This window comes from Hominibacterium faecale (assembly GCF_020734085.1).
GTDB lineage: Bacteria > Bacillota > Clostridia > Peptostreptococcales > Anaerovoracaceae > Hominibacterium > Hominibacterium faecale.
In genome coordinates, this window is record NZ_JAJAGH010000001.1 from 15224 (window position 1) to 35798 (window position 20575).

19 protein-coding genes are annotated in these 20575 nt (G+C 47.3%); 17 read left to right on the plus strand and 2 right to left on the minus strand.

What is annotated here, in order from left to right; all coding sequences use genetic code 11:
• Positions 1-280 precede the first annotated feature (280 nt).
• Together LG211_RS00080 and LG211_RS00085 are read left to right on the plus strand one after the other, a co-directional pair.
• Positions 281-892 (plus strand): DUF3267 domain-containing protein, encoded by a 612-nt coding sequence (locus tag LG211_RS00080; protein ID WP_148395373.1) that lies wholly within the window; start codon positions 281-283, stop codon positions 890-892.
• Positions 892-1686: an EFR1 family ferrodoxin gene (locus LG211_RS00085; RefSeq protein ID WP_148395374.1), complete on the plus strand. Its 795-nt coding sequence runs from the start codon at positions 892-894 to the stop codon at positions 1684-1686. The genes LG211_RS00080 and LG211_RS00085 overlap by 1 nt, the downstream gene beginning before the upstream one ends.
• A 45-nt stretch (positions 1687-1731) precedes the next feature.
• On the opposite strand, the gene LG211_RS00090 is transcribed toward LG211_RS00085, so the two are convergent.
• Positions 1732-2367 carry an MntP/YtaF family protein gene (locus LG211_RS00090; RefSeq protein WP_148395375.1) on the minus strand — a complete coding sequence of 212 codons (636 nt, stop codon included), beginning with the start codon at positions 2365-2367 and terminating at the stop codon, positions 1732-1734.
• Between the two features lie 68 nt (positions 2368-2435).
• Between LG211_RS00090 and LG211_RS00095 the strand changes: the two genes are divergently transcribed.
• Together LG211_RS00095 and LG211_RS00100 are read left to right on the plus strand one after the other, a co-directional pair.
• Positions 2436-2750 carry an MGMT family protein gene (locus tag LG211_RS00095; RefSeq protein ID WP_253021030.1) on the plus strand — a complete coding sequence of 105 codons (315 nt, stop codon included), beginning with the start codon at positions 2436-2438 and terminating at the stop codon, positions 2748-2750.
• Between the two features lie 52 nt (positions 2751-2802).
• A complete protein-coding gene (locus LG211_RS00100) occupies positions 2803-3243 on the plus strand; it encodes a hypothetical protein (RefSeq protein ID WP_253021031.1) in 441 nt (146 codons plus the stop codon).
• 206 nt (positions 3244-3449) lie between these two features.
• On the opposite strand, the gene LG211_RS00105 is transcribed toward LG211_RS00100, so the two are convergent.
• Positions 3450-3983 (minus strand): hypothetical protein, encoded by a 534-nt coding sequence (locus tag LG211_RS00105; RefSeq protein ID WP_269476796.1) that lies wholly within the window; start codon positions 3981-3983, stop codon positions 3450-3452.
• A 214-nt stretch (positions 3984-4197) separates the two neighbouring features.
• On the opposite strand from LG211_RS00105, the gene LG211_RS00110 reads away from it, so the two are divergent.
• The 13 genes from LG211_RS00110 to clpB all read left to right on the plus strand — a co-directional run bounded on the left by LG211_RS00110 (position 4198) and on the right by clpB (position 20160).
• Positions 4198-4755: a biotin transporter BioY gene (locus LG211_RS00110; RefSeq protein ID WP_269476797.1), complete on the plus strand. Its 558-nt coding sequence runs from the start codon at positions 4198-4200 to the stop codon at positions 4753-4755.
• Entirely contained in the window at positions 4752-5678 is a 927-nt protein-coding gene (gene bioB, locus LG211_RS00115) for a biotin synthase BioB (RefSeq protein ID WP_269476798.1), read from the plus strand. The genes LG211_RS00110 and bioB overlap by 4 nt, the downstream gene beginning before the upstream one ends.
• Complete coding sequence (bioD, locus tag LG211_RS00120) at positions 5671-6351, plus strand: dethiobiotin synthase (RefSeq protein WP_148395381.1); 681 nt, start codon at positions 5671-5673, stop codon at positions 6349-6351. The genes bioB and bioD overlap by 8 nt, the downstream gene beginning before the upstream one ends.
• 10 nt (positions 6352-6361) lie before the next feature.
• Positions 6362-7687, plus strand: a complete 1326-nt coding sequence (gene bioA, locus LG211_RS00125) for an adenosylmethionine--8-amino-7-oxononanoate transaminase (protein ID WP_148395382.1) — start codon at positions 6362-6364, stop codon at positions 7685-7687.
• 157 nt (positions 7688-7844) lie between these two features.
• Positions 7845-8372 (plus strand): FmdE family protein, encoded by a 528-nt coding sequence (locus tag LG211_RS00130; RefSeq protein ID WP_148395383.1) that lies wholly within the window; start codon positions 7845-7847, stop codon positions 8370-8372.
• Between the two features lie 5 nt (positions 8373-8377).
• Positions 8378-8869: a PH domain-containing protein gene (locus tag LG211_RS00135; RefSeq protein ID WP_148395384.1), complete on the plus strand. Its 492-nt coding sequence runs from the start codon at positions 8378-8380 to the stop codon at positions 8867-8869.
• Positions 8866-10350, plus strand: coding sequence for a PH domain-containing protein (locus LG211_RS00140; protein WP_269476799.1), 1485 nt, complete (start codon positions 8866-8868; stop codon positions 10348-10350). The genes LG211_RS00135 and LG211_RS00140 overlap by 4 nt, the downstream gene beginning before the upstream one ends.
• A 16-nt stretch (positions 10351-10366) precedes the next feature.
• A complete protein-coding gene (locus LG211_RS00145) occupies positions 10367-10924 on the plus strand; it encodes a TetR/AcrR family transcriptional regulator (RefSeq protein WP_148395386.1) in 558 nt (185 codons plus the stop codon).
• 119 nt (positions 10925-11043) lie between these two features.
• Entirely contained in the window at positions 11044-13149 is a 2106-nt protein-coding gene (locus tag LG211_RS00150; protein ID WP_269476800.1) for an efflux RND transporter permease subunit, read from the plus strand.
• The gene (locus LG211_RS00155) at positions 13124-14914 is read left to right on the plus strand and encodes a methyl-accepting chemotaxis protein (protein WP_148395388.1); all 1791 of its coding nucleotides are present in this window, start codon (positions 13124-13126) and stop codon (positions 14912-14914) included. Before LG211_RS00150 ends, LG211_RS00155 begins: the two co-directional genes overlap by 26 nt.
• 73 nt (positions 14915-14987) lie before the next feature.
• The gene (locus LG211_RS00160; protein WP_269476801.1) at positions 14988-15404 is read left to right on the plus strand and encodes a DUF3842 family protein; all 417 of its coding nucleotides are present in this window, start codon (positions 14988-14990) and stop codon (positions 15402-15404) included.
• Between the two features lie 297 nt (positions 15405-15701).
• Positions 15702-17288: an InlB B-repeat-containing protein gene (locus tag LG211_RS00165; RefSeq protein ID WP_269476802.1), complete on the plus strand. Its 1587-nt coding sequence runs from the start codon at positions 15702-15704 to the stop codon at positions 17286-17288.
• 280 nt (positions 17289-17568) lie between these two features.
• Positions 17569-20160, plus strand: a complete 2592-nt coding sequence (clpB, locus tag LG211_RS00170; RefSeq protein ID WP_253021039.1) for an ATP-dependent chaperone ClpB — start codon at positions 17569-17571, stop codon at positions 20158-20160.
• The last annotated feature ends 415 nt before the right edge of the window (positions 20161-20575 follow it).

A 20575-nucleotide genomic window follows, 5' to 3' on the forward strand; every position in this document is an offset into this window, starting at 1 on the left:
CTAAATTTGGGTTCCAACTCCAGGTTTTAGCTTAGGGCATTCATATGCGCATCTGGCCTAGCGATGCTCCGAAAATCAATACGCAATAAAATCAAATGGCAGCGAAGGCGATTCAGCACAGTGCTGTCAGATAAAATTAAACGAATAAGGGTGAGGGCTTTCGGTTTACAAAGATAGAACGGAGGCCCTAGCTCTTTTTTGTGGTGTTTAAGATGAGGATTTTGATTTGTCGACTCGACGATTGCCTGTGAATGTGGTACACTTTTAAAAGGAGAAACTCATGATAGATAAAGAATTCCGGTTGAAAAATTATAGAGTGCAGAGACAGGCCCTGCTCAACGCCGGATATCGGGAATACGTGGGAACGATATCTATTTTAAAGGCCAATTTGTGGGCCTTGGCGACTGCCGGTCCATTCGCGATTCTGGCGGCAGTGATCTATATAATAAAATGGGGAGCATTATCCATCCAGCTGAATCTTTGGAATGTGGTGCTTTTCTTACTGCTGTTTCTGATATCGATTCCCGTACATGAAGGGTTGCATGGTCTGACCTGGGGAATTTGTTGCCGGAATCATTTTAAAAGCATACGATTCGGGATTATGAAAGATTCGGGTACTCCGTATTGTCACTGTATGGAGCCCCTGCATTTCGGCAGCTACATAGCGGGAGGACTAATGCCGTTCTTCCTTTTAGGGATCATTTTGTTTTTGATCAGCTTGTTGTTGCATTGTTTCTTATTGCTGCTGTTAAGTATGATTAATATTTTGTGCGCGGGCGGCGACACCACGATCGCGTTAATGCTTTTTCGCTATCGGGATGCAGAGATTCTGGATCATCCTACAGATTGCGGATTTGTAGCATTTCGCAAGGAGAAAGGAAGGGAAAGATAGTGAGTAAAAAAAATATTTGGGCCATGTATTTCAGCCCAACAGGTACAACAGAAAAGATTGTTCGCTGCGTTGCGGATGTTTTAGCGGACAGCGGGCAGACACAAGTCTTTGATTTTACGCTGCCGCAGGCCAGGACAGAGGGAAAATCGTTTACTCAGGATGATGCGGTAGTCTTCGGCGTTCCAGTATATGCAGGAAGAGTGCCTAATGTGCTCCTGAAATATTTAGACACAGTGCAGGGATGCGGTGCGCTGGCGGTTCCCATTGTTTTATATGGAAATCGAAATTACGATGATGCTTTAATTGAGCTGCGGAATATTTTGGAGAAAAACGGTTTTCGAACAGTGGCGGCAGCCGCCTTCATTGGAGAGCATTCCTTTTCCAAAATATTGGCGGCGGGACGACCCGATGAAGCTGATATGAAACTTGCCCGGGATTTTGCATCCAAGATCGTTCTTGAGGATCGGGGCATGATCCAAGTAACAGGAGAAGACCCTATTCGAGGATATTACCAGCCGCGGGACCGGAAGGGGGTATTCATCGATATTCGTAAAGTAAAGCCTCTTACCGCAGACTCTTGCGACAATTGCAAACTTTGTGCGCATGTGTGTCCGATGGGTTCAATTTCTATGGAAAATGTAAGGGAATTTACTGGAATTTGTATAAAGTGCGGAGCATGCATTAAAAAGTGCCCTCAGGGTGCTAAGTATTATGAAGACGAGGGTTATCTATATCATAAGCGCGAACTTGAAGAAGGATATACTCGCCGGGCCGAGCCAGATTTGTTTTTGTAAGATAAAGGCAGGCTGGCAGACTGCAGTCCCTTTTTTGTGTTTTCTTTATACGAACAGCTCATAGATACCAAGGATTACGATGAGAATGCCGGAAATTAGCTCTGAGTAGGCGCCTAATCGATTATTGGTGAACGTAAGCCCTATTTTCACACCAATAATTAGCAGAACCATGCTAAAAATAAGGGTACATAAGGATGTGAGAATAATTGGAAGCCCGGCAATATTGGCCCCAATACCAAAGCCCATGTTGTTGATCATTAGCACCAAGGCAAGGCCAAGACTTTGCCGAGTACTCATCGAAATTCTGTACCCGCTGCCTTGGACAGAAGCTTGCCCCTGTGCTTTATCATCGGCATTATCATTTGGGCCAGAGACGGATTCTGTTCCTGTTCTTTGATTAGAGGATGCCTTATGCTTTTTTCGAAAAAAGCCGGCGACGAGCCATAATCCCATGATAATGAGAATGCTGCAGCCGATCAGTGCTGCAGTCTCTTTTTTTAAAAACAGGGTGATTATTGTACCAAGGGACATAGAAATGAACGTACCGGCACTGGTGATCAGCGCGATTAATAGGTTGCGGGCAAAGTTGATCCTGATTCCGCGGATTCCGTAGGCGATCCCGAGGGGAATATTGTCCATGTTGGCAGATATGGCGAACAGGACGGCTGAAATAACATGCATAAATGACCTCCGTTTTTTGACACTACGTTATATATATGAATCAATGACAGAAGAAGGTTCGAGGAAATATGGAAAATATGTTTGAACAAGTCTATAAAATTGTAGCAGAGATTCCGACCGGCAAAGTAACGACCTATGGGCGGATTGCCAAAATGCTGGGCAATCCCCGGCTGTCAAGAGCAGTCGGATACGCGCTTTCTGTCAGTCCGAGCAATCTGCCCTGTCATAGAGTGGTCGACAGGAATGGGAAATTGGCAGATGCCTTTTTTCATGACGGAATCAATGAGCAGCAATTGCTTCTTGAGGAAGAAGGCGTGCCTTTTACTGAGCAGGGATTGGTGGATTTGGAGGCTTGCATCTGGGATAGTAGTAGGCTGGTATGAGAATAGAAGACAAACATTCTGCGCACAATAACATGCAAGGAGTGTGAAAAAAATGAATGAGAAAAATTATAATGCCGAACTATTGAATTTCATATATCAAAATTCACAGATGGGTGTGGACACCATTACGCAGCTTTTGGAAATCGCGCAGGACGGAGATTTTAAAGATCATTTGCATGCCCAGCTGAAAGAATATCGGCAGATTCACGATAAGGCGGCGCAAATGCTGGAAGCAAACGGGTTTACGGAAGAGGGCCTGACTGCTTTTGAGAAAATCCGTACCTATTTAATGATTAACTTCCAAACCTTATCCGATGATTCCACTTCTCATATTGCGGAAATGCTGATGGTGGGGAGCAATATGGGGGTGATCGATGCTATTAAAAATATCAGAAAATATAAGGATGTGGCAGAAGCAGATATTTTGGAGCTGATGGAACATCTGAAAAAATTTGAAGAAAATAATGTAGAGCGCTTTAAACCATATTTATAAATAAAATCGCGTTTTCTGTCCCTTTGGGCGGGCCTCGTTTGTTCTAATGAAAAAAGCAAACTTCGTACAACGCGACGTTTGCTTAAAAGAGGGTGCTTTTAAGTTGTTATTCGCCTTACTAATAGCGAGGGTTTGCTGCTATGGTCAAGGCCGGTCCCACCCGGCAGCAGCAATCATCCTGCTGAGTCGTTATCAGCGCAGAATGACTAGACTGCAGCTTTTTTCAGAGCCTCTTTATCGACTTTCTGTTCTTGTAGAAATTTGGACCAGTCAATTGCTGCGCCCAGATCCGTTTCCAGAATTTCGAAATTGCGCTGGGCCTGATGATGAAGCTCTGCGGTCTTTTGTCTGGAAAAATCGTTGAGCTCGTTCATGGAAACTTCCAGACCAGCAAGTCTCGATTCCAGGCTGGAAATTCTTTCGCCCATGGAAGATTCCAGGCTGGAAATTCTTTCGCCCATGGAAGATTCCAGGTTGGAGATTCTTTCGTCCATGGAAGATTCCAGGTTGGAGATTCTTTCGTCCATGGAAGATTCCAGATTGGAGATTCTATTGTCCATGGAAGATTCCAGGTTGGAGATTCTCGTATCCATTGCTTCCACTTTGTTTTCCAGTAAAGTCGTTCTCTCCAACAGATTGGCAAAGCCTCTTTCCAGATTGGTGACCCGAACCTTTACTTCCTTCACCTCGTCATAGATCATCACTAGCAGTTCTTTGATTTCACGAATGTTTTGCTCCATAATAAAGTCCTTTCCCCATTGTCCCTGACAATGGCTTTTTTGATTGAATCAATATCCGTATTATAGCATGCACAACACATTGTTGCAAGAAAAAATGTAAAAAAATTACAAATTTAATTGAGTCAATTGTAAACTTTACATAAAAAAAGGTTGACAATTTGCCCGGCGCAAGTATACTAGGCATAGAAGAAACTTTTCTTGTGGAGGTGTTGATATGACAAAAGCCTTTTCTGTGCAGAAGATGATTCTGTGTTCCTTGTTTGCAGCTTTGATTGCTGTGGGCGCCTTTATCAAAATACCGGTTCCTGTGGTGCCCTTTACTCTTCAATTTCTCTTTACCACATTGGCGGGTATGTTTCTGGGAGCGCGAAACGGGGCTGCGAGCGTGATCCTTTATTTGATTCTGGGTCTTGCAGGACTGCCGATCTTTGCCCAGGGCGGCGGCCCGGGATATGTCCTGGTGCCCAGCTTCGGCTACTTGATCGGATTTGCGGCAGGAACGTGGATCACGGGAAAAATGATCGAATACTGGCCTAGTCCAAACTTGAAACAATTACTGGCAGCGAATTTTTTCGGACTAATGGCTGTGTATGCGATTGGCATGGCATATTATTATATAATATGCAATTATGTTCTTGGAACACCCATCGCTTTTTGGCCATTGTTTTTGTATTGCTTTTTATTGGCAGTTCCTGGCGATCTTTTGATTTGTGTCGTATGTGCGATTCTAGGTCAAAGGCTTTTACCTCAAGTAAGGAGGTTTATAAAATGATAAACAAGGAAGAGCTGATAAAGCTGGCAGAGCGACCTTTTAAAAAGTTATGCGAGGAAGCGGACCGGCTTCGCTTTGAGATGTGCGGAACCGAGTTTGATCTGTGCAGCATTGTAAACGGAAAGAGCGGCCGCTGCAGTGAAGATTGCAAATACTGCGCTCAGTCTATGTATTACCAGACGGAAATTCCAGAATATCCATTGATGGATGAAGAGGCGATCTGCAGTGAGGCAGCATATAATCAGGAGAAAGGCGTGGCCCGATTCTCTGTCGTTACTTCGGGAAAACGCCTATCTGATATCGAGATTGAGCAGCTTTGCCGTACATATAGAAAAATTGCTGCTGAAAAGAAGATTTCCCCATGTGCATCCCACGGGCTTTTGACAGAAGATCAATTCAAAAAACTAAAGGAAGCTGGGGTAGTGCGCTATCACAATAATCTAGAAGCAAGTGAACGTTTCTTTTCGAAGATTTGTACAACCCATACACAAAAAGATAAACGAGAAGCTCTTAGGCGAGCAAAAAAAGCAGGTCTTTCCATATGCAGCGGCGGAATCATCGGCATGGGGGAAACGATGGAAGACAGGATCGACCTGGCGCTGGAACTGCGGGATTTAGGCGTAAACTCCGTTCCTCTAAACATTCTCAATCCAATTCCAGGAACACCTCTGGCCGCTCAAAAGCCGCTGTCAAATGAGGAGGTATGCCGAACAGTAGCGCTTTTCCGTTTCGCCTTGCCGAAAGCATCAATCCGTCTGGCCGGAGGAAGAGGTCTTTTGCCCGACAAAGGAAGGATGGCTTTCCGATCCGGAGCAAACGCTGCTATTTCCGGCGATATGCTGACTACCGCCGGTATCAGCATTAATCGTGACTTGGAAATGATTGAAGAACTTGGATATAAGGTGGTGAAATGCAATGACTAAAGGACTTTTTATTACAGCAACTGGAACCGATGCCGGAAAGACCTACCTGACCGGACTGATGATCAAAAAAATGCGGGAATCCGGGTACACTGCCGGATACTATAAAGCGGCGCTGAGCGGGGCGGAGCGAAAGGGAGGGGCGCTGATTCCCGGCGACGCAGATCATGTGAAACGAACCGCAGGGCTAACGGAACCCTTTTCGCAGATGGTTTCCTATATCTATGAAACTGCCGTATCACCCCATTTGGCAGCAGAAATAGAAGGCCCTTTGATATCGGAAGAAAAGGTCCTTGCGGACTATAAAAAAGCTTGCCTGAAGTATGATTACATAACCGTTGAGGGAAGCGGCGGAATTATATGTCCCATCAGACGGGAAAAGCCCCAGCTGATGCTGACTGATCTGATCAAGGCGATGAACTTGGGGGTACTGATCGTCGCGCCGGCCCAATTAGGTACGATTAACAGCACCATTCTAACCATTGAATACGCCCGCACAAAAGGGATCCCGGTGCGGGGGGTTATGCTCAATTACTTCCACCCAGGTGATCGGATGGAGGAAGATAACAAGCGATTTATTGAAGAATATACCGGTGTGCCCGTACTCGCTTGCGTTAAGGAATTGGAACAGGATCTGCCGATGGATGGGAAACTGCTGGCAGAGCTTTATCGATAAGGAGATCATTATGAATTTGAAAAAGGACTACATCTGGCATCCGTGCACACAAATGAAGGATCATGAAGCGTTTCCACTGGTCATGGCTGATCGGGCGGAAGGAATCTACATCTACGATGAAGAGGGGAAAGCCTACATAGATATCATCAGCTCCTGGTGGTGCTCCCTGCTTGGACACAATCATCCGCGGATAAGCAAAGCGGTAAAAGACCAGCTGGATAAAATGGAGCACGTCATGTTCGCGGGATTTACCCACAAACCCGCAGAGGAGCTGTGCAGACGGCTTGCAGGACTGCTGCCTCCAGGGCTGGAGAAATGTTTCTTTGTGGACAATGGCTCTGCTGCTGTGGAATGCGCCATGAAGATGAGCTTTCAGTATCATCTCCAGACCGGATATCCAAAGAAACAGAGATTTATGACCCTGGCAGGCGGGTATCACGGTGAAACACTGGGAGCACTTTCAATGGGCGGTATGGACTATTATTCTGACATCTATCGCCCGCTGCTGCTTTCCGCGATCCATGTGGATGGTCCGGACTGTTACCGCTGTCCCTATGGAAAAGAACGGGACTCCTGCCAAGCGGAGTGCATTCAGGGAGCGGAGAAAGCTTTTGAACAATACGGAGAAGAAACAACAGCCTTTCTACTTGAACCCATGTTTCAGGGAGCAGCCGGCATGCGGATCTATTCCCCTGTCTATTTGAAAAGGCTGCGCCAGTTGTGTGATCGTTATCATGTGAATTTGATCGCAGATGAGATTGCGGCCGGTTATGGAAGGACTGGAAAGCTCTTTGCTTGTGAACACGCGGGGATTACTCCGGATTTCATCTGTCTTTCCAAGGGGCTTACCGGCGGGTATCTGCCAATGGCTATGACGGTGACCACCCCGGAAATTTACCAGGCTTTTTATGCTAATTTCAATGAGAAAAAAGCATTTGTCCATAGTACCACCTACAGCGGCAATCCGCTTGCTTGCGCAGCGGCCGTTGAAGTATTGAAAGTGCTAGAAGAAGAGGATACTCTTGCGCATACGGAGGAAGGTTATCTAAAAAAGGTATTGAATAAGGCTTTGGCAGGCCATCCCCATGTGGGAGAGATAAGGACGATCGGATTAATCAATGCCATTGAGCTGGTAGAAAATAAAGAGACAAAAAAAGCTTTTGCCCCGGATCAGCGTATAGGGTATCAAATTTATAAAGAGGCTATGATGCGGGGGCTGGTGCTGCGGCCCATGGGAGATGTGCCTTACTTCAATCCGCCGCTGAATATCCGGCGGGAGGAGATTGATCAAGCGGTTTTGATCTGCCGGGAAAGCATTGAGGCGATCCTGGGTTAGCGGTTATCCTTCCAAGGCTGCAGGAGATGATAGAAATGGATTTGCCTCTGAATCTGTGTTATAATAAACCATTATTGCAGCGTGCGGACCGACCTGGACGGAAGATCGGATTACGACAGACTGCACAATGGCGGATCGAAAAAAGGAGGCAAGGAATATGAGACAGGAACTTTGGGAAAAAGCAGTCGCGTTTCACGGCCACCAATGCGGCGGGATCGCACTGGGTGTTCGGGCCTGTATGGAAGCGATCGACCGGCTTGGAATCACCTTTTCCGAAGATGAGGATCTGGTGTGTGTAACGGAAAACGATGCCTGCGGCGTAGATGCGGTACAAGCGATTTTGGGCTGCACCCTGGGCAAAGGAAACCTGATCTATTATGGAACGGGAAAAATGGCCTTTAACTTTTATAACCGCAGAACAGGTGAAAGCTTTCGCATGATCGCCAAACCAAAAAAGGCCGGCGGAAAAAAGGGAAAGGCGTATATCGATGCTGTACTCAGCGGCCCTTTGGAGGAAATTTTCGATGTGGGCGAAACCAGATATCCGCTGCCGGAGAAGGCCAGAAGCCTCAACACGGTCCTATGCCAGATTTGCGGAGAAGGAGCGCCGGAAACCAAGATGCGGATTCAGAATGGAAAGCAGGTCTGCCTGGAATGCTTTAACGATTATACCAGGGGGTGGTAGCGGCGATGGATTACATCAAACTTGATAAAAAAGCCATCGCAAGCTGGAGAATCGGCAGAGTCCTATCCTTTGCAATCCTGCTTCTGGCATGCGCAGCCCTGCGTATCATCAGCGGCAGGATCCCTCAACTGGATCCTTTTCTATGGATCATTACCTTGGCGCTTTCCGTGATTGTACTGTACAAGCTTTTGGGAATTCTTATCTATCCGATGATCGAATATCGTCAGTGGGGATATTATATAACGGAAGACAAAGTGGACATTCACCATGGAATTTTTTTCGTGACCAATACCATCGTTCCCATTATCCGAATCCAGCATATCACCGTCAGCCAGGGACCGATCAATCGCAGACTGGGGCTGTACGATGTGGAGCTTTCCCTGGCCAGCGATAATTTTAAGATCGAATGTCTGGCAAAAGACGTTGCCGATGAAATTGCCGAGAATCTGAAAAACAAGCTATACACAAGGCTGAAAACCAAGGAGGAAGGCCAATGAGATTCGGACCAAGACGCGGCCACTTTCTATTCATCTTTGAACGGTTTTTCCGGGATTTCGGACTCCTTTTGGCAGCTGTAGTCATTTCGCTGGTTCTTGGTGATTATCAAAAACTGTTGGAAAACGTTCCTGTGCTGGTTGTAGTGCTTTTTGCACCGATAAGCAGGCTGATCCAATATCTCTTTACCTATTACAGCATCGACGATGAGAAGCTGCTGGTAGAAAGCGGATGGATCAAAAAGAAAACCCAAGAAATCCCCCTTACCAACATAACCACAGTGGACTTTTCGCAAAATATCGTTTTCCAACTGTTCAAAGTTTACAGCGTAAACGTGGACAATGCGGGCAGCATCAGCGGAGATTCGGGAAAGGTCAAGATGGCCTTCAAGATGAAGGATGCCATTGCGGTGAAACAACTGCTGCTTTCCAAGCGGCAGCAGCCTGATCCGGAGATTCACAATGACCGCATTTCGGAAGATGATAGCGGTAATACCATTTTAGCTGGAACTGGAGAGATCCTGTTGATGGGGCTTTTGCGTTCAAAAGCGCTGGTGGTGATACAGGTTCTGGCTTACGGCGGTGTAGCCATCAGCCTTATTTCAAGGATTTTTCTCTCTAAAAACGTGGACGGCCAGGAACTGATGCTGAACTATTTTCTCAGCATTTCTGCGCCCCTGCTGATTGCAGCGCTGATCATCGCCCTTTATTTGCTGGGAGTAGCCATCAACGTGATTCTGACTACGATTAAATATTACGGCTTTCGGATTACCAATCGAGAAAATTCGATCTTCATTGAATATGGATTATTGAACAAAAAAACGTATACTTTAATTAAAGAGAAAATCAGCGGTGTATCCTATAATCAATCGATTCTCATGCGGATTTTCAAAAGAGGGACTCTGGAGGTTTTTGCAGTGGGCTACGGCAGCAATGAAGAGGATAGTCAGGAAGTGGCTATACTCTATCCTATAATCAAAAAGGACCGGTTAGAATTTTTTTTGAAGCGATTCCTGCCGGAACTGGAGCTGGAGAAATCACCAATAGGAACTGAAGCAAAAGCCTTTCCATACTTTTTCCTCTGCGGACGTTTCCTTTTCTCTGCACTGCTGCTCCTTTCCGCAGCAGTATCGACGGTCTTTTTTATTAGATTGCCGATAATCAAAGCTGTGGTGCTGGTTGTCTGCCTGCTGATTTTCCTGAGCGCTCTTGCGTCGGTAATACTGGAATACGGCAATACGGCGATGGCGGCGGACAGCAGAACCGTTTTTTTGACCTGCGGCGGCTTTACTAAACGCACTGTGCTGCTGAGGACAGAAACCATCGAATATATTGAGGAGAGGGCGACCACCAGAAAAAAGAGGAAAAGAGGGCTAACGACCATACGTCTGGGTATTCTCGCTCCGCCAGCGGTTTCACACCAGAGAGTGCGCAACTTGGCAATGGGCGTTTTTGAAGAGGTCAGGGAAAAGCTGACCTACTGATTTAAGGATGGAATTTATGACACAACTAACACAGCGGGCAATGGCGGCTTCTTTAAAAAAAATGCTGTCAAGAAAAACATTGGATAAGATAACCGTGAAGGAGATTGCGGACGACTGCGGCGTAAAAAGGCAGACTTTCTATTACCATTTCAAAGATATTTACGACCTTCTGGAATGGACCTTCGTACAGGAAGGGGAGCAGTTCATCGATGCGGAACGGATCTGCAAAAATTGGCAGGATGTATATCTGGAGGTATTCCAATATATTGAAAACAATAAAAACTTTACAATCAATGCCTACAATTCCATGGGACGGGAGCACTTGGAACGATATTTTTACAAAATTGTCTATGATTTAATCGCGCTGTTCATCGAAGGCACAAGGGATTCTCATAAAATTTCCCAAGAGGACAAAGACTTCATCTGCAACTTTTATAAATACGCGCTGGTGGGAATTATCTTAGACTGGATCCGAGGCGGGATGAAGGCGGACCCGAAAGTGATTACCAGTAAGCTGCACAGCCTGCTTAAGCAGCAGATGCATACAGATCTATTTCCTCTGAGCAGCGATTAATTTTTGACAAATCAGGAGCAGTGTTAAAATTTTTAACACTGCTCTTTTTTTGTCTATGGCACAGCCGGTTTCAAAGGCTTAGAATGAATAAGATTTAAGAGAAAAAAAGGAGGCCGGATATGTTAAAGTTCGGGGAAAAAGTAGTAAACCACAGGAGGGTCATCTTAGTCGTTTGCTTGCTGCTTTTGATTCCGTCCGTTCTTGGGATGATCAAAACCAGAATTAATTACGATGTACTGACTTATCTGCCCGATGATATTGAGACCATAAAAGGTCAGGACATCCTACTTAAAGACTTCGGCAAAGGTGCTTTTTCCATGGTTATGACTGAGGGTCTTTCTTCCAAGGAGAAGGTGGTGCTGGAAGATAGGATGAAACAGGTGGATCATGTGGCCTCGGTCATCAGTTACGAGACCGCTTTGGATGCGTCCGTTCCCATGGAGATTCTGCCGGATAAGTATAAAGCATCCATCCAAAAAGGCGATACATCTCTGATGGCAGTTTTTTTTGACACGTCCACATCCGCCGATGAGACCATGGACGCCATACGGGAAATCCGCCATTTATCCGCAAAACAATGCTTTGTCAGCGGAATGTCAGCTGTTGTGACGGATACCAAAGATTTGGCGGAGCATGAAGAACCAATTTATGTCATGATTGCAGTTGCCTTAGCTGCTGTTGTATTGGGTGTCTGTATGGATTCGTATATTATTCCAATTATATTCCTTTTGGGAATTGGTATGGAAATTCTGTACAATTTGGGGAGCAATTACTTTATGGGGGAAATTTCTTATGTGACAAAAGCCCTCAGCGCAGTATTGCAGCTGGGCGTAACCATGGATTATTCCATATTCCTGTGGCACAGTTACCAGGAAGAATGTGAAAAACTGCCGGGAGATAAACCGGCGGCAATGTCCCAGGCAATCGCCCATACCATAACCTCGGTATCGGGCAGTTCCATCACCACCATCGCCGGCTTCATCGCTTTGTGCTTTATGACCTATAAGCTGGGGCTGGACCTGGGGATCGTAATGGCCAAGGGCGTTATTTTCGGCGTCATCGGCAGCGTCACCATTCTTCCGTCCATGATTCTGGTATTCGATAAATTGATTCAAAAAACTATGCATAGGGAAATCATACCGGAAATGAACCGGCCGGCAGCCTTTATCATACGCCATGCCCGCCTCTTTGGCCTTCTGTTCCTGATTTTGCTGGTACCGGCCCTGATCGGATATACCAGGACCGATGTCTATTACAATTTAGATGCCAGCCTGCCAAAGAATCTGGACAGTATTGCAGCCAATGAAAAGCTGGAAAAAGAGTTTGATATGGGGTCCACCTATATGATTCTGGCCGATGCCAACCTTAGTGCCAAGACTGCCGACCGGATGACAAAAGAGATTGAGAAGGTAGACGGCATAAATACTGTTCTTGGTTTTAACTCGGTGATGGGACCGGCCATACCAAAGGATATGATTCCGGACAGCGTTTTGGATGAACTGCAGGCGGGCGGCCGCCAGCTGATGATTATCAATTCCAAATACAAGGTGGCAACGGGAGCCGTTTATAAACAGATCCGGCAAATTAACCAGATTACGGAGAAGTATGATCCCAAAGCCATGGTCATCGGCGAGGCTCCATGCACCAAGGATTTGATTTCCATCACCAACCACGACTTTAAGGTGGTCAGCTTGATTTCCATCATTGCCATCTTCCTGATCATCGCCATCAATTTTAAGTCGGCCTCTTTGCCGGTCATACTGGTGGCTGTCATCGAACTGGCGATCTTTATCAATATGGGAATTCCATTTTACACTGGCACCCGCCTTCCCTTCATCGCATCCATCTGCATCGGTACCATTCAGCTGGGGGCGACGGTGGACTACGCCATACTGATGACCACTCGATTCAGGCGAGAGCTGCAGCTGGGAAGGGAAAAAAAGGAAGCTGTGCGGATTGCACTCAGCACTTCCATTCCGTCAATCATCGTCAGCGCGCTATGCTTTTTCGCGGCCACATTCGGCGTTGGCATTTATTCGGATATTGACATCATCAGCTCTCTGTGCGGCCTGATGGCGAGAGGGGCTCTGATCAGCATGATGGTTGTAATCTTTATTCTGCCTGCAATGCTGGTTTTATTCCACCGCATCATATGCAGCACCAGCATGGGCTTTAAGCATTCAAAGGAGGAAGCAGAAAATGAAAAGAAACTTGAGGCAAACTAGAATCCTGACTGTGATACTGAGCCTGGTCCTTGCGGCAGCAGGCAGCACCGCTCCGGTCTTTGCCGCCGAAAAAACGGATGACGCCTTAATTTCCAAGGAGGAAACCGTGTATGTCATGGCCGACGAAAATGGAGATGCCAGTAAAATTATCGTCAGCGAATGGCTGAAGAACGCTGGTGAGCTCAGTCTAATCAAAGACTATACGGAACTGAAAGAAATTGAAAACGTTAAGGGCGACGAGTCCTTTGATCAAAAAGACGGCAAGGGAACCTGGAAAGCGGAGGGTAAGGATATTTATTATCAAGGAAAAATAAAAAAGGAGCTGCCCGTCGAAATGAAGGTCAGCTACTACTTGAATGATAAGGCTGTCACATCGAAGGAAATTGCCGGAAAAAGCGGTAAGGTAAAAATTCGCTTTGACTATACCAACAACCAAAAGCTGCACGGCGTCTACGTTCCTTTTGTGGTGATGACCGGCATGAGTTTGGATAACGATATTTTCAGCAAGGTGGAGGTGAAAAACGGCAAGGTGATCAACGACGGTCAGAAATCCATGGTTGTCGGCTATGCGCTCCCGGGACTTGCTCAAAGCTTGGAGCTGAAAGATACGGAGGTTGTTATACCAGATTACGTGGAGGTGACTTGTCAGGCAGAAAAGTTTGCATTAGGCGGGACCATGACCGTTGCTTCAAGCAGCTTACTGGATGATCTGGATTTGGGAAGAATTGATTCCATGGACGACTTGAAAGCTGCGCTGGATCAGCTTCAGTCAGCGGCAGCTCAGCTGGAGGAAGGCGCTGAAAAACTCCAGAGCGGAGCGGGCGATCTGGCCAAAGGAACCAGTGATCTCTCGAAAGGGGCGGGGACGCTTTCCAAAGGGACAACGGATTTGTACAAAGGGGCGGGGACGCTGAAAGAAAAAGTGGAGCAGTTGGGGAATGGACTGAAGGAGGCCAAAGATGGAAGTGCCCGGCTGCAGACAGGCGCCGATCAGCTTCTGAAAGGTGCAGGCGATCTGGAGTCAGGTGCCGGCCGGCTGAAAGGAGGGATCGGCCAAATCCCGGGTAAGCTTCAGGAAGCCGTAGGCAAAGTATCGGCGGGAATTCAAGGAGCGCAGGGTCAGCCGGGAACCATACAGGCGGATGAAGCTGCACTGGCCGCATTAAACAAGATCGATGAAAGTAAGCTGAGCGATGGGGAGAAGACAGCGCTGGCACAGGCGAAAGGCGCCCTCCAGAAGAGCATAGACGGCCAGAAAAGCATTGTATCAGGGCTGACAAGTGAAAGTGCAAAGATGAAAGACAGCGTGGCAGCCTTGAGTGACGGCGCGGAAGAGCTGGCGGCGGGAACAAAGGACTTGAAAAACGGCCTGACCGATCTCTCCAGCGGCGCCAAAGACTTGAATACAGGAATTACAAAGGCCTGCGAGGGCGCAGGACTTTTAAAAGACGGAGCTGCCGATTTAAAAAAGGGGGCCCATCGAGTTAACGATGGTGCAGGCGATCTGAATGCAGGGGCCAAAAAAGTAAATGCCGGTGCCGGTACTTTGGCGACGGGAGCCAGAGATTTGGCCGGGGGCATTTCCAAGTTCAAGAGCGACGGGGTGGATAAACTGGCAGAAGCCTTTAACGGAGATCTTTCCAAGGTAGTCGATCGTCTGAAAGCTTTGCAGAAGGCGGCATCCGATTATCAGAGCTTTGCCGGCAAACAGGCACAGACCAAAGGTACCGTAAAATTTATCTATAAAACCGACGAGATCGAGTAAGAGAATTGCTTTTGCTGCCGCAAGTGTGTTAAAATTACACAAAAGTCAATAAATGCGGGAGGAATGAGACGATATGGTAATTGCAGTAGTAGACGGACAGGGCGGAGGTATCGGAAGGGCCGTCGTTGAAAAGATAAAGGCAGCGATGCCGGCAGCACATGTGATCGGGCTGGGCACCAATTCAGTTGCTACCGGCCAGATGCTGCGGGCAGGCGCTGATGATGGCGCCACAGGAGAAAATGCTATTGTCCACAATATGCAGCATGTTGATATTGTGGTAGGAGTAATTGGAATACTCAATGCCAACTCTATGATGGGCGAATTGACACCGGCTATGGCCTCTGCCATCGGCGGCAGCCATACCTATAAAGTGCTTCTACCCATCAATCGCTGTCATATCCATGTGGTAAGCGTCGAAGATGTTCCTTTGGGCAAACATATCGACCATGCCATTGAAGCAATCAGGAGGTATATTGAGAAACAGGAATGAGGAGAAGGCCGCTGCCTGGAAAAACTGAATATCATAGAAAAACCCTGCACTGCGGGGCTTTTTTAGTTTGAAGGAAGACTTTAGGAGATGTGTCAGACCATGGATTTTCGGGGAACAGAGGAGTAGCAATACAGGCTGTATGGCTCAAGGCAGCAAGCATCAACAGGGATGAACAGCGATGGTATTAGAAAATATTGGTTACATTAAATGTAATCGAAATGTAACCTTGAACAATTATAATAACCTTAACGTAAAAAACAAGGGAGTATTTCCATTTACATAGGGAGGATTTTGTTCATGAAAAAAGGAAAAGGTATTCGAATCGCATACAGCCTGCTCATCGTATGCTTCCTGTTCGCTCAGATGACGACGATGGCTTTCGCGGAATCCCAAGGCGGGTCTGAAAAAGCGTCGACTGCGGAACAACAGAAAACGGAAAGAACACAGGATAAGAGCAGCAGACAGGCGGATTCGAAAGAAGTCGGTTATTATACCATCGAATATATCGTTGATCCCGCCTACGATCACTATTATGTATTAAAGCAAAGCGGCAGCCGCAGTTATACAATGAAGAAAAAAACCACCGAAAAGATTACCTCTTTCGGTGTATGGCTGCTAGCAAAAAATCAAACCGGAAACGGAGACATGAACGTAAAGATGACACTGCTCAACACGGCTCATGGAAAATGGGGACAAAAGGATGTACGTTTTGCACCGGGCGATGCCATCGATGTACACAAAAATAATCAGGCTTTCGTTAATTATAGCAATGGGTTCGGATTTACTAATTTTGATGCGGATTCGACGATTCGTATTATGGTCAGCCCATATAATCCGCCGGTGGAAACAGCTTTACATTCCATTGAATTCCGCGTCAGTCCCAGAGGCGGCGGAAAATTGACTGGTAAGACGTATTTTGAAGACATTGCTCATGGAACCCTTTTCGGAGATGTGGTAACAAAGCTGCCCGGAGCCGACCCTGACCCGGGATATCAGTTTGCGGGATGGGATCCTGTAAAAGGGCTGCCTGCAGCGGACAGTAAAGTGGAAGGAAATCTGCATATTGAAGCGGAATTTGAAGAAACGGAGGCTGCGATCCGCTATCGATCTTCTGATGAAACCGCAGGTAGGGTGGATCGTGAGGCTGAATCGGTGAAAGCAGTCAGCGGCAGTACCAAAGGCGTTGCTGCCAGTGCCAACTCCGGCTTCCGCTTTATCAACTGGACTGATGAGAGCGGAAAAGAAGTAAGCAAAGAAGCAGGCTTTAACCCGCAAAAGAATGATGACAGCGTTTATGAAACACAGACCTATACGGCTCACTTTGAAGAAGAGGTGGAACAGTTTTATAAAGGTGAGGAGAATACGTCTTCAACCCAACAGCAGCAATCCTCTGCCGGAGAACGGCAGCAGAACGAGTACGTTAAGAAGGGAGCTGCAGGGAATACAGCAGAATCCGCCGTTCAGACAAGGGCAAATCGGAATGCTTCGGTGAATACAAATACGGCGGATGCAGCTGTGGGCAGCGCTGACTCGCAGGATAAAACGGCCCCGGCCGCTGTCTCCATCCAGGACAGTCAGGTTCCGCTGGCCGCGGGGATATCCAAGGAAAGCGGCTGGGCATTTCTCAACTTGATCTTCGCAGTCTTGGCAGCTTTGATGAGCGTATATGTTCTGGCAGGCAAAAAGCAGAGCAAAGGCATGTTTAAGGCAGGCAGCGCATTTGCGGCTATCTGTGCAATTATGATCTTTATACTGACGGCTGAGATGAACCTGCCTATGATTTTGGCGGATCCGTGGACTGCGCCTATCGGGCTGTTGACGCTTTTAGAAGCAGTGATAACAAGGCTGGCGATAAAAGATGCTGCAAGAAAAAAAGGAAACTAAAGGTTACAAAATGAAAGCTGGGGCTGCTCACATTGCTTGGTGCGGCAGCTCCAGCCTTTTTATGTTACACGGCTGATGGAAAGGATTACTAACCTTAACGAAATAAGCCTGGATCATGCGTACTCCTATGGGAGGTAGTCGAACAATAAAATTGTTAGCACTCTACTTGGGTGAGTGCTAAAAAAGTTCTTTACTTTTTGCTCATGCAGGATTACAATATAGGTGTAAGATAAATTATCCTTGTTAATACTAAAGTTAACAGGCGCGGAGGTGAACATAAATGAACTTAGAAAAATATACGCAAAATGCCCAGGGGGCCATTATGGATTGCCAGAATATCGCCATAGAAGAAGGACATCAGCAGCTTGAGGCAGAGCATCTGCACCTTGCACTAATCATGCAGCAGGACGGGCTTATCCCGAAACTTCTCAAGTTCATGGAAATAAATGTTGGGGCTGTTATTGGGGATTTGGAGGAAGAGATGGAAAAGCTTCCGAAAGTAACCGGTGGAGCCGACAACATGTATTCGTCCAGGCGGCTTTCCCAGATCCTGATGAAAGCGGAAAAAATCGCAGAGGAGTTCAAGGATGAATATGTCAGCGTAGAGCATATGTACCTGGCCCTCCTCGAAGAAAAAGGGACGCCGTCTTCCAAGATATTCAAGAAGTACGGCATTACAAAAAACAAATTCCTGGAGGCCTTGGAAAAAGTCAGAGGCAACCAGAGAGTAACCAGCCAGAACCCAGAAGATAATTATGATGCATTGAACAAATACGGCCGTGACCTTGTGGAAATGGCAAAAGAGGGAAAGCTGGATCCGGTAATCGGCAGGGACGCGGAAATCCGCCACACCATCCAAATCCTTTCCAGAAGAACGAAGAATAACCCGGTGCTGATTGGCGAACCGGGCGTAGGCAAGACAGCCGTTGTAGAAGGCCTGGCCCAGCGTATCTTAAACGGCGATGTGCCGGAAGGGCTGAAAGATAAGACCATCTTTGCCCTGGATATGGGGGCGCTGATCGCAGGCGCCAAATTCAGAGGTGAATTTGAGGAGCGGCTGAAAGCCGTATTGAATGAAATCGAAAAATCGGAAGGCCGGATCCTGCTGTTTATCGATGAAATCCATAACATTGTAGGCGCCGGCAAATCGGAAGGCGCGATGGACGCAGGCAACCTGCTCAAGCCAAAACTGGCCAGAGGCGAACTCCACTGCATCGGCGCGACCACGCTGGATGAATACAGAAAGTACATTGAAAAAGATGCAGCTCTAGAGCGGCGTTTCCAAAAAGTATTGGTGGACCAGCCGACGGTAGAGGATACCATTTCAATTTTAAGAGGATTGAAAGAACGCTTTGAAATTCATCACGGTGTGCGAATCACGGATAATGCGCTGATTGCCTGCGCGACCCTTTCCGACCGCTATATCACGGACCGGTTTTTGCCGGATAAAGCCATCGACCTGATGGACGAGGCGGCATCGAAGATTCGGACCGAGATCGACAGCATGCCGGCCGAGCTGGATGAGATTTCACGAAAGATCATGCAGCTGGAGATTGAAAAACAAGCGCTGGGTAAAGAGACGGACGACGCTTCCAAGGCCCGGATGGATCATTTGGAAAAAGAATTGTCCCAGCTCAAGGATGAAAGCGCTACTATGCGGGCTCAGTGGGAAAATGAAAAGAAGGCCATCACTGAGGCCAAGGGGACCAAGCAGCAGATCGAGGAAGTTAAACTTCAGATTGAAGAGGCTGAGAGAAATTACGATTTGGAAAAACTGGCCCAGCTGAAATACGGAACCCTTCCCGAACTGGAAAAGAAGCTGGAAGACGAAAAGGAGCAGGCTGACGAGGCCAAGGAAAACCGTCTTCTGAAAGAAGAAGTCGGCGAGGAAGAGATTGCAGAAGTCGTTGCAGGTTGGACTGGAATCCCGGTGAGCAGACTGGTGGAATCGGAGCGGGAAAAATTGCTGCGTCTGCCGGAAACGCTGCACAAACGAGTCGTCGGCCAGGATACGGCGGTGGATGCAGTAGCAGAAGCCGTGCTCAGGGCAAGGGCCGGATTGAAGGACGAAAGCAAACCCATCGGTTCCTTTATCTTCCTGGGACCCACCGGCGTGGGCAAAACCGAGCTGGCAAAGGCATTATCAGAAGCCATGTTCGATTCGGAACGCAATATGGTGCGGATTGATATGTCCGAATATATGGAGAAGCACTCTGTATCCAGATTAGTAGGGGCTCCTCCGGGATATGTGGGCTACGATGAAGGGGGACAGCTAACGGAAGCCGTAAGGAGAAAACCATATAGCGTGATCCTCTTTGACGAAATTGAAAAGGCTCACCCGGATGTGTTCAACATCCTGCTGCAGCTTCTGGACGACGGCCGCTTGACGGATAATCAGGGAAGGACCGTGGATTTTAAAAATACCATTGTTATCATGACGTCCAACATTGGCAGCCAGTATTTGATCGATGGAATCAAGGCTGACGGCACAGTGGACGATGGCGTAAAACAGCAGGTTGAAGACGAGACGAAAAAGTATTTCCGGCCAGAGTTCCTAAACCGTGTGGATGATATCGTCGTATTCTCGCCGCTGACAGAAGACCAGATCGGAAGAATTATCCAGCTGTCCATGGTGGATATTGAAAAGCGGCTGGCGGATAAGAATATCCATCTGACCCTTACAGATGCGGCCAAGAGCTTTATTGCCCGAGAAGCTTACACACCTGCGTATGGCGCAAGACCTGTCAAACGGTACCTGCAGAAACATGTGGAAACCGAGCTTGCAGGCGAGATTATCCGCGGCAATATTAAAGACGGCGACAGCGTTGAGATGAGTACGGACGGTGAAGCTTTGACCTTTATTACAAAATAAAGACGTGTGCATAGGAATCTTGGAGTCCTGGACCGATTGGAAGAAGCCAATCTCAGGCAGGGCCCATGCAAAGAAGGGGCTGTCACAATGTGGCAGATCCCTTCTACTGCGGGATTCCATCATGCACACGTTTTTTAGATGGCATGGGCTTTTTCGTAAAAAACTTAAAATAAATTCTAGTATTTACGCAATTTGCAACGGTTGTGTCCTCTCCAACCGGTGTTAAAGCAGTTTTGACCGTTCCCGGCCACCATCAGACCCCGCAAACCCACAACTTTGCGTAAAAAATAAAACGTTTTCGAACGTTTTCCCGGTTTGGCTTCCGGGACCTCCCGGATCAGTCAGGCCTGGCCAGGTCCAGCCGCCTGGAGCAGCCATTTGGCACTGCCCCTGTCGTTTTGCCTGTCCAAGCTAA

Bases quoted from the DNA above. Each gene is read 5' to 3' on its own strand.
- bioB (WP_269476798.1), top strand. From the start codon at position 4,752: ATGATAAACAAGGAAGAGCTGATAAAGCTGGCAGAGCGACCTTTTAAA.
- LG211_RS00110 (WP_269476797.1), top strand. From the start codon at position 4,198: ATGACAAAAGCCTTTTCTGTGCAGAAGATGATTCTGTGTTCCTTGTTT.
- bioA (WP_148395382.1), top strand. From the start codon at position 6,362: ATGAATTTGAAAAAGGACTACATCTGGCATCCGTGCACACAAATGAAG.
- LG211_RS00165 (WP_269476802.1), top strand. From the start codon at position 15,702: ATGAAAAAAGGAAAAGGTATTCGAATCGCATACAGCCTGCTCATCGTA.
- LG211_RS00105 (WP_269476796.1), bottom strand. From the start codon at position 3,983: ATGGAGCAAAACATTCGTGAAATCAAAGAACTGCTAGTGATGATCTAT.
- LG211_RS00160 (WP_269476801.1), top strand. From the start codon at position 14,988: ATGGTAATTGCAGTAGTAGACGGACAGGGCGGAGGTATCGGAAGGGCC.
- LG211_RS00100 (WP_253021031.1), top strand. From the start codon at position 2,803: ATGAATGAGAAAAATTATAATGCCGAACTATTGAATTTCATATATCAA.
- LG211_RS00155 (WP_148395388.1), top strand. From the start codon at position 13,124: ATGAAAAGAAACTTGAGGCAAACTAGAATCCTGACTGTGATACTGAGC.
- clpB (WP_253021039.1), top strand. From the start codon at position 17,569: ATGAACTTAGAAAAATATACGCAAAATGCCCAGGGGGCCATTATGGAT.
- LG211_RS00135 (WP_148395384.1), top strand. From the start codon at position 8,378: ATGGATTACATCAAACTTGATAAAAAAGCCATCGCAAGCTGGAGAATC.
- LG211_RS00095 (WP_253021030.1), top strand. From the start codon at position 2,436: ATGGAAAATATGTTTGAACAAGTCTATAAAATTGTAGCAGAGATTCCG.
- LG211_RS00145 (WP_148395386.1), top strand. From the start codon at position 10,367: ATGACACAACTAACACAGCGGGCAATGGCGGCTTCTTTAAAAAAAATG.
- LG211_RS00130 (WP_148395383.1), top strand. From the start codon at position 7,845: ATGAGACAGGAACTTTGGGAAAAAGCAGTCGCGTTTCACGGCCACCAA.
- LG211_RS00080 (WP_148395373.1), top strand. From the start codon at position 281: ATGATAGATAAAGAATTCCGGTTGAAAAATTATAGAGTGCAGAGACAG.
- LG211_RS00140 (WP_269476799.1), top strand. From the start codon at position 8,866: ATGAGATTCGGACCAAGACGCGGCCACTTTCTATTCATCTTTGAACGG.
- LG211_RS00090 (WP_148395375.1), bottom strand. From the start codon at position 2,367: ATGCATGTTATTTCAGCCGTCCTGTTCGCCATATCTGCCAACATGGAC.
- bioD (WP_148395381.1), top strand. From the start codon at position 5,671: ATGACTAAAGGACTTTTTATTACAGCAACTGGAACCGATGCCGGAAAG.
- LG211_RS00150 (WP_269476800.1), top strand. From the start codon at position 11,044: ATGTTAAAGTTCGGGGAAAAAGTAGTAAACCACAGGAGGGTCATCTTA.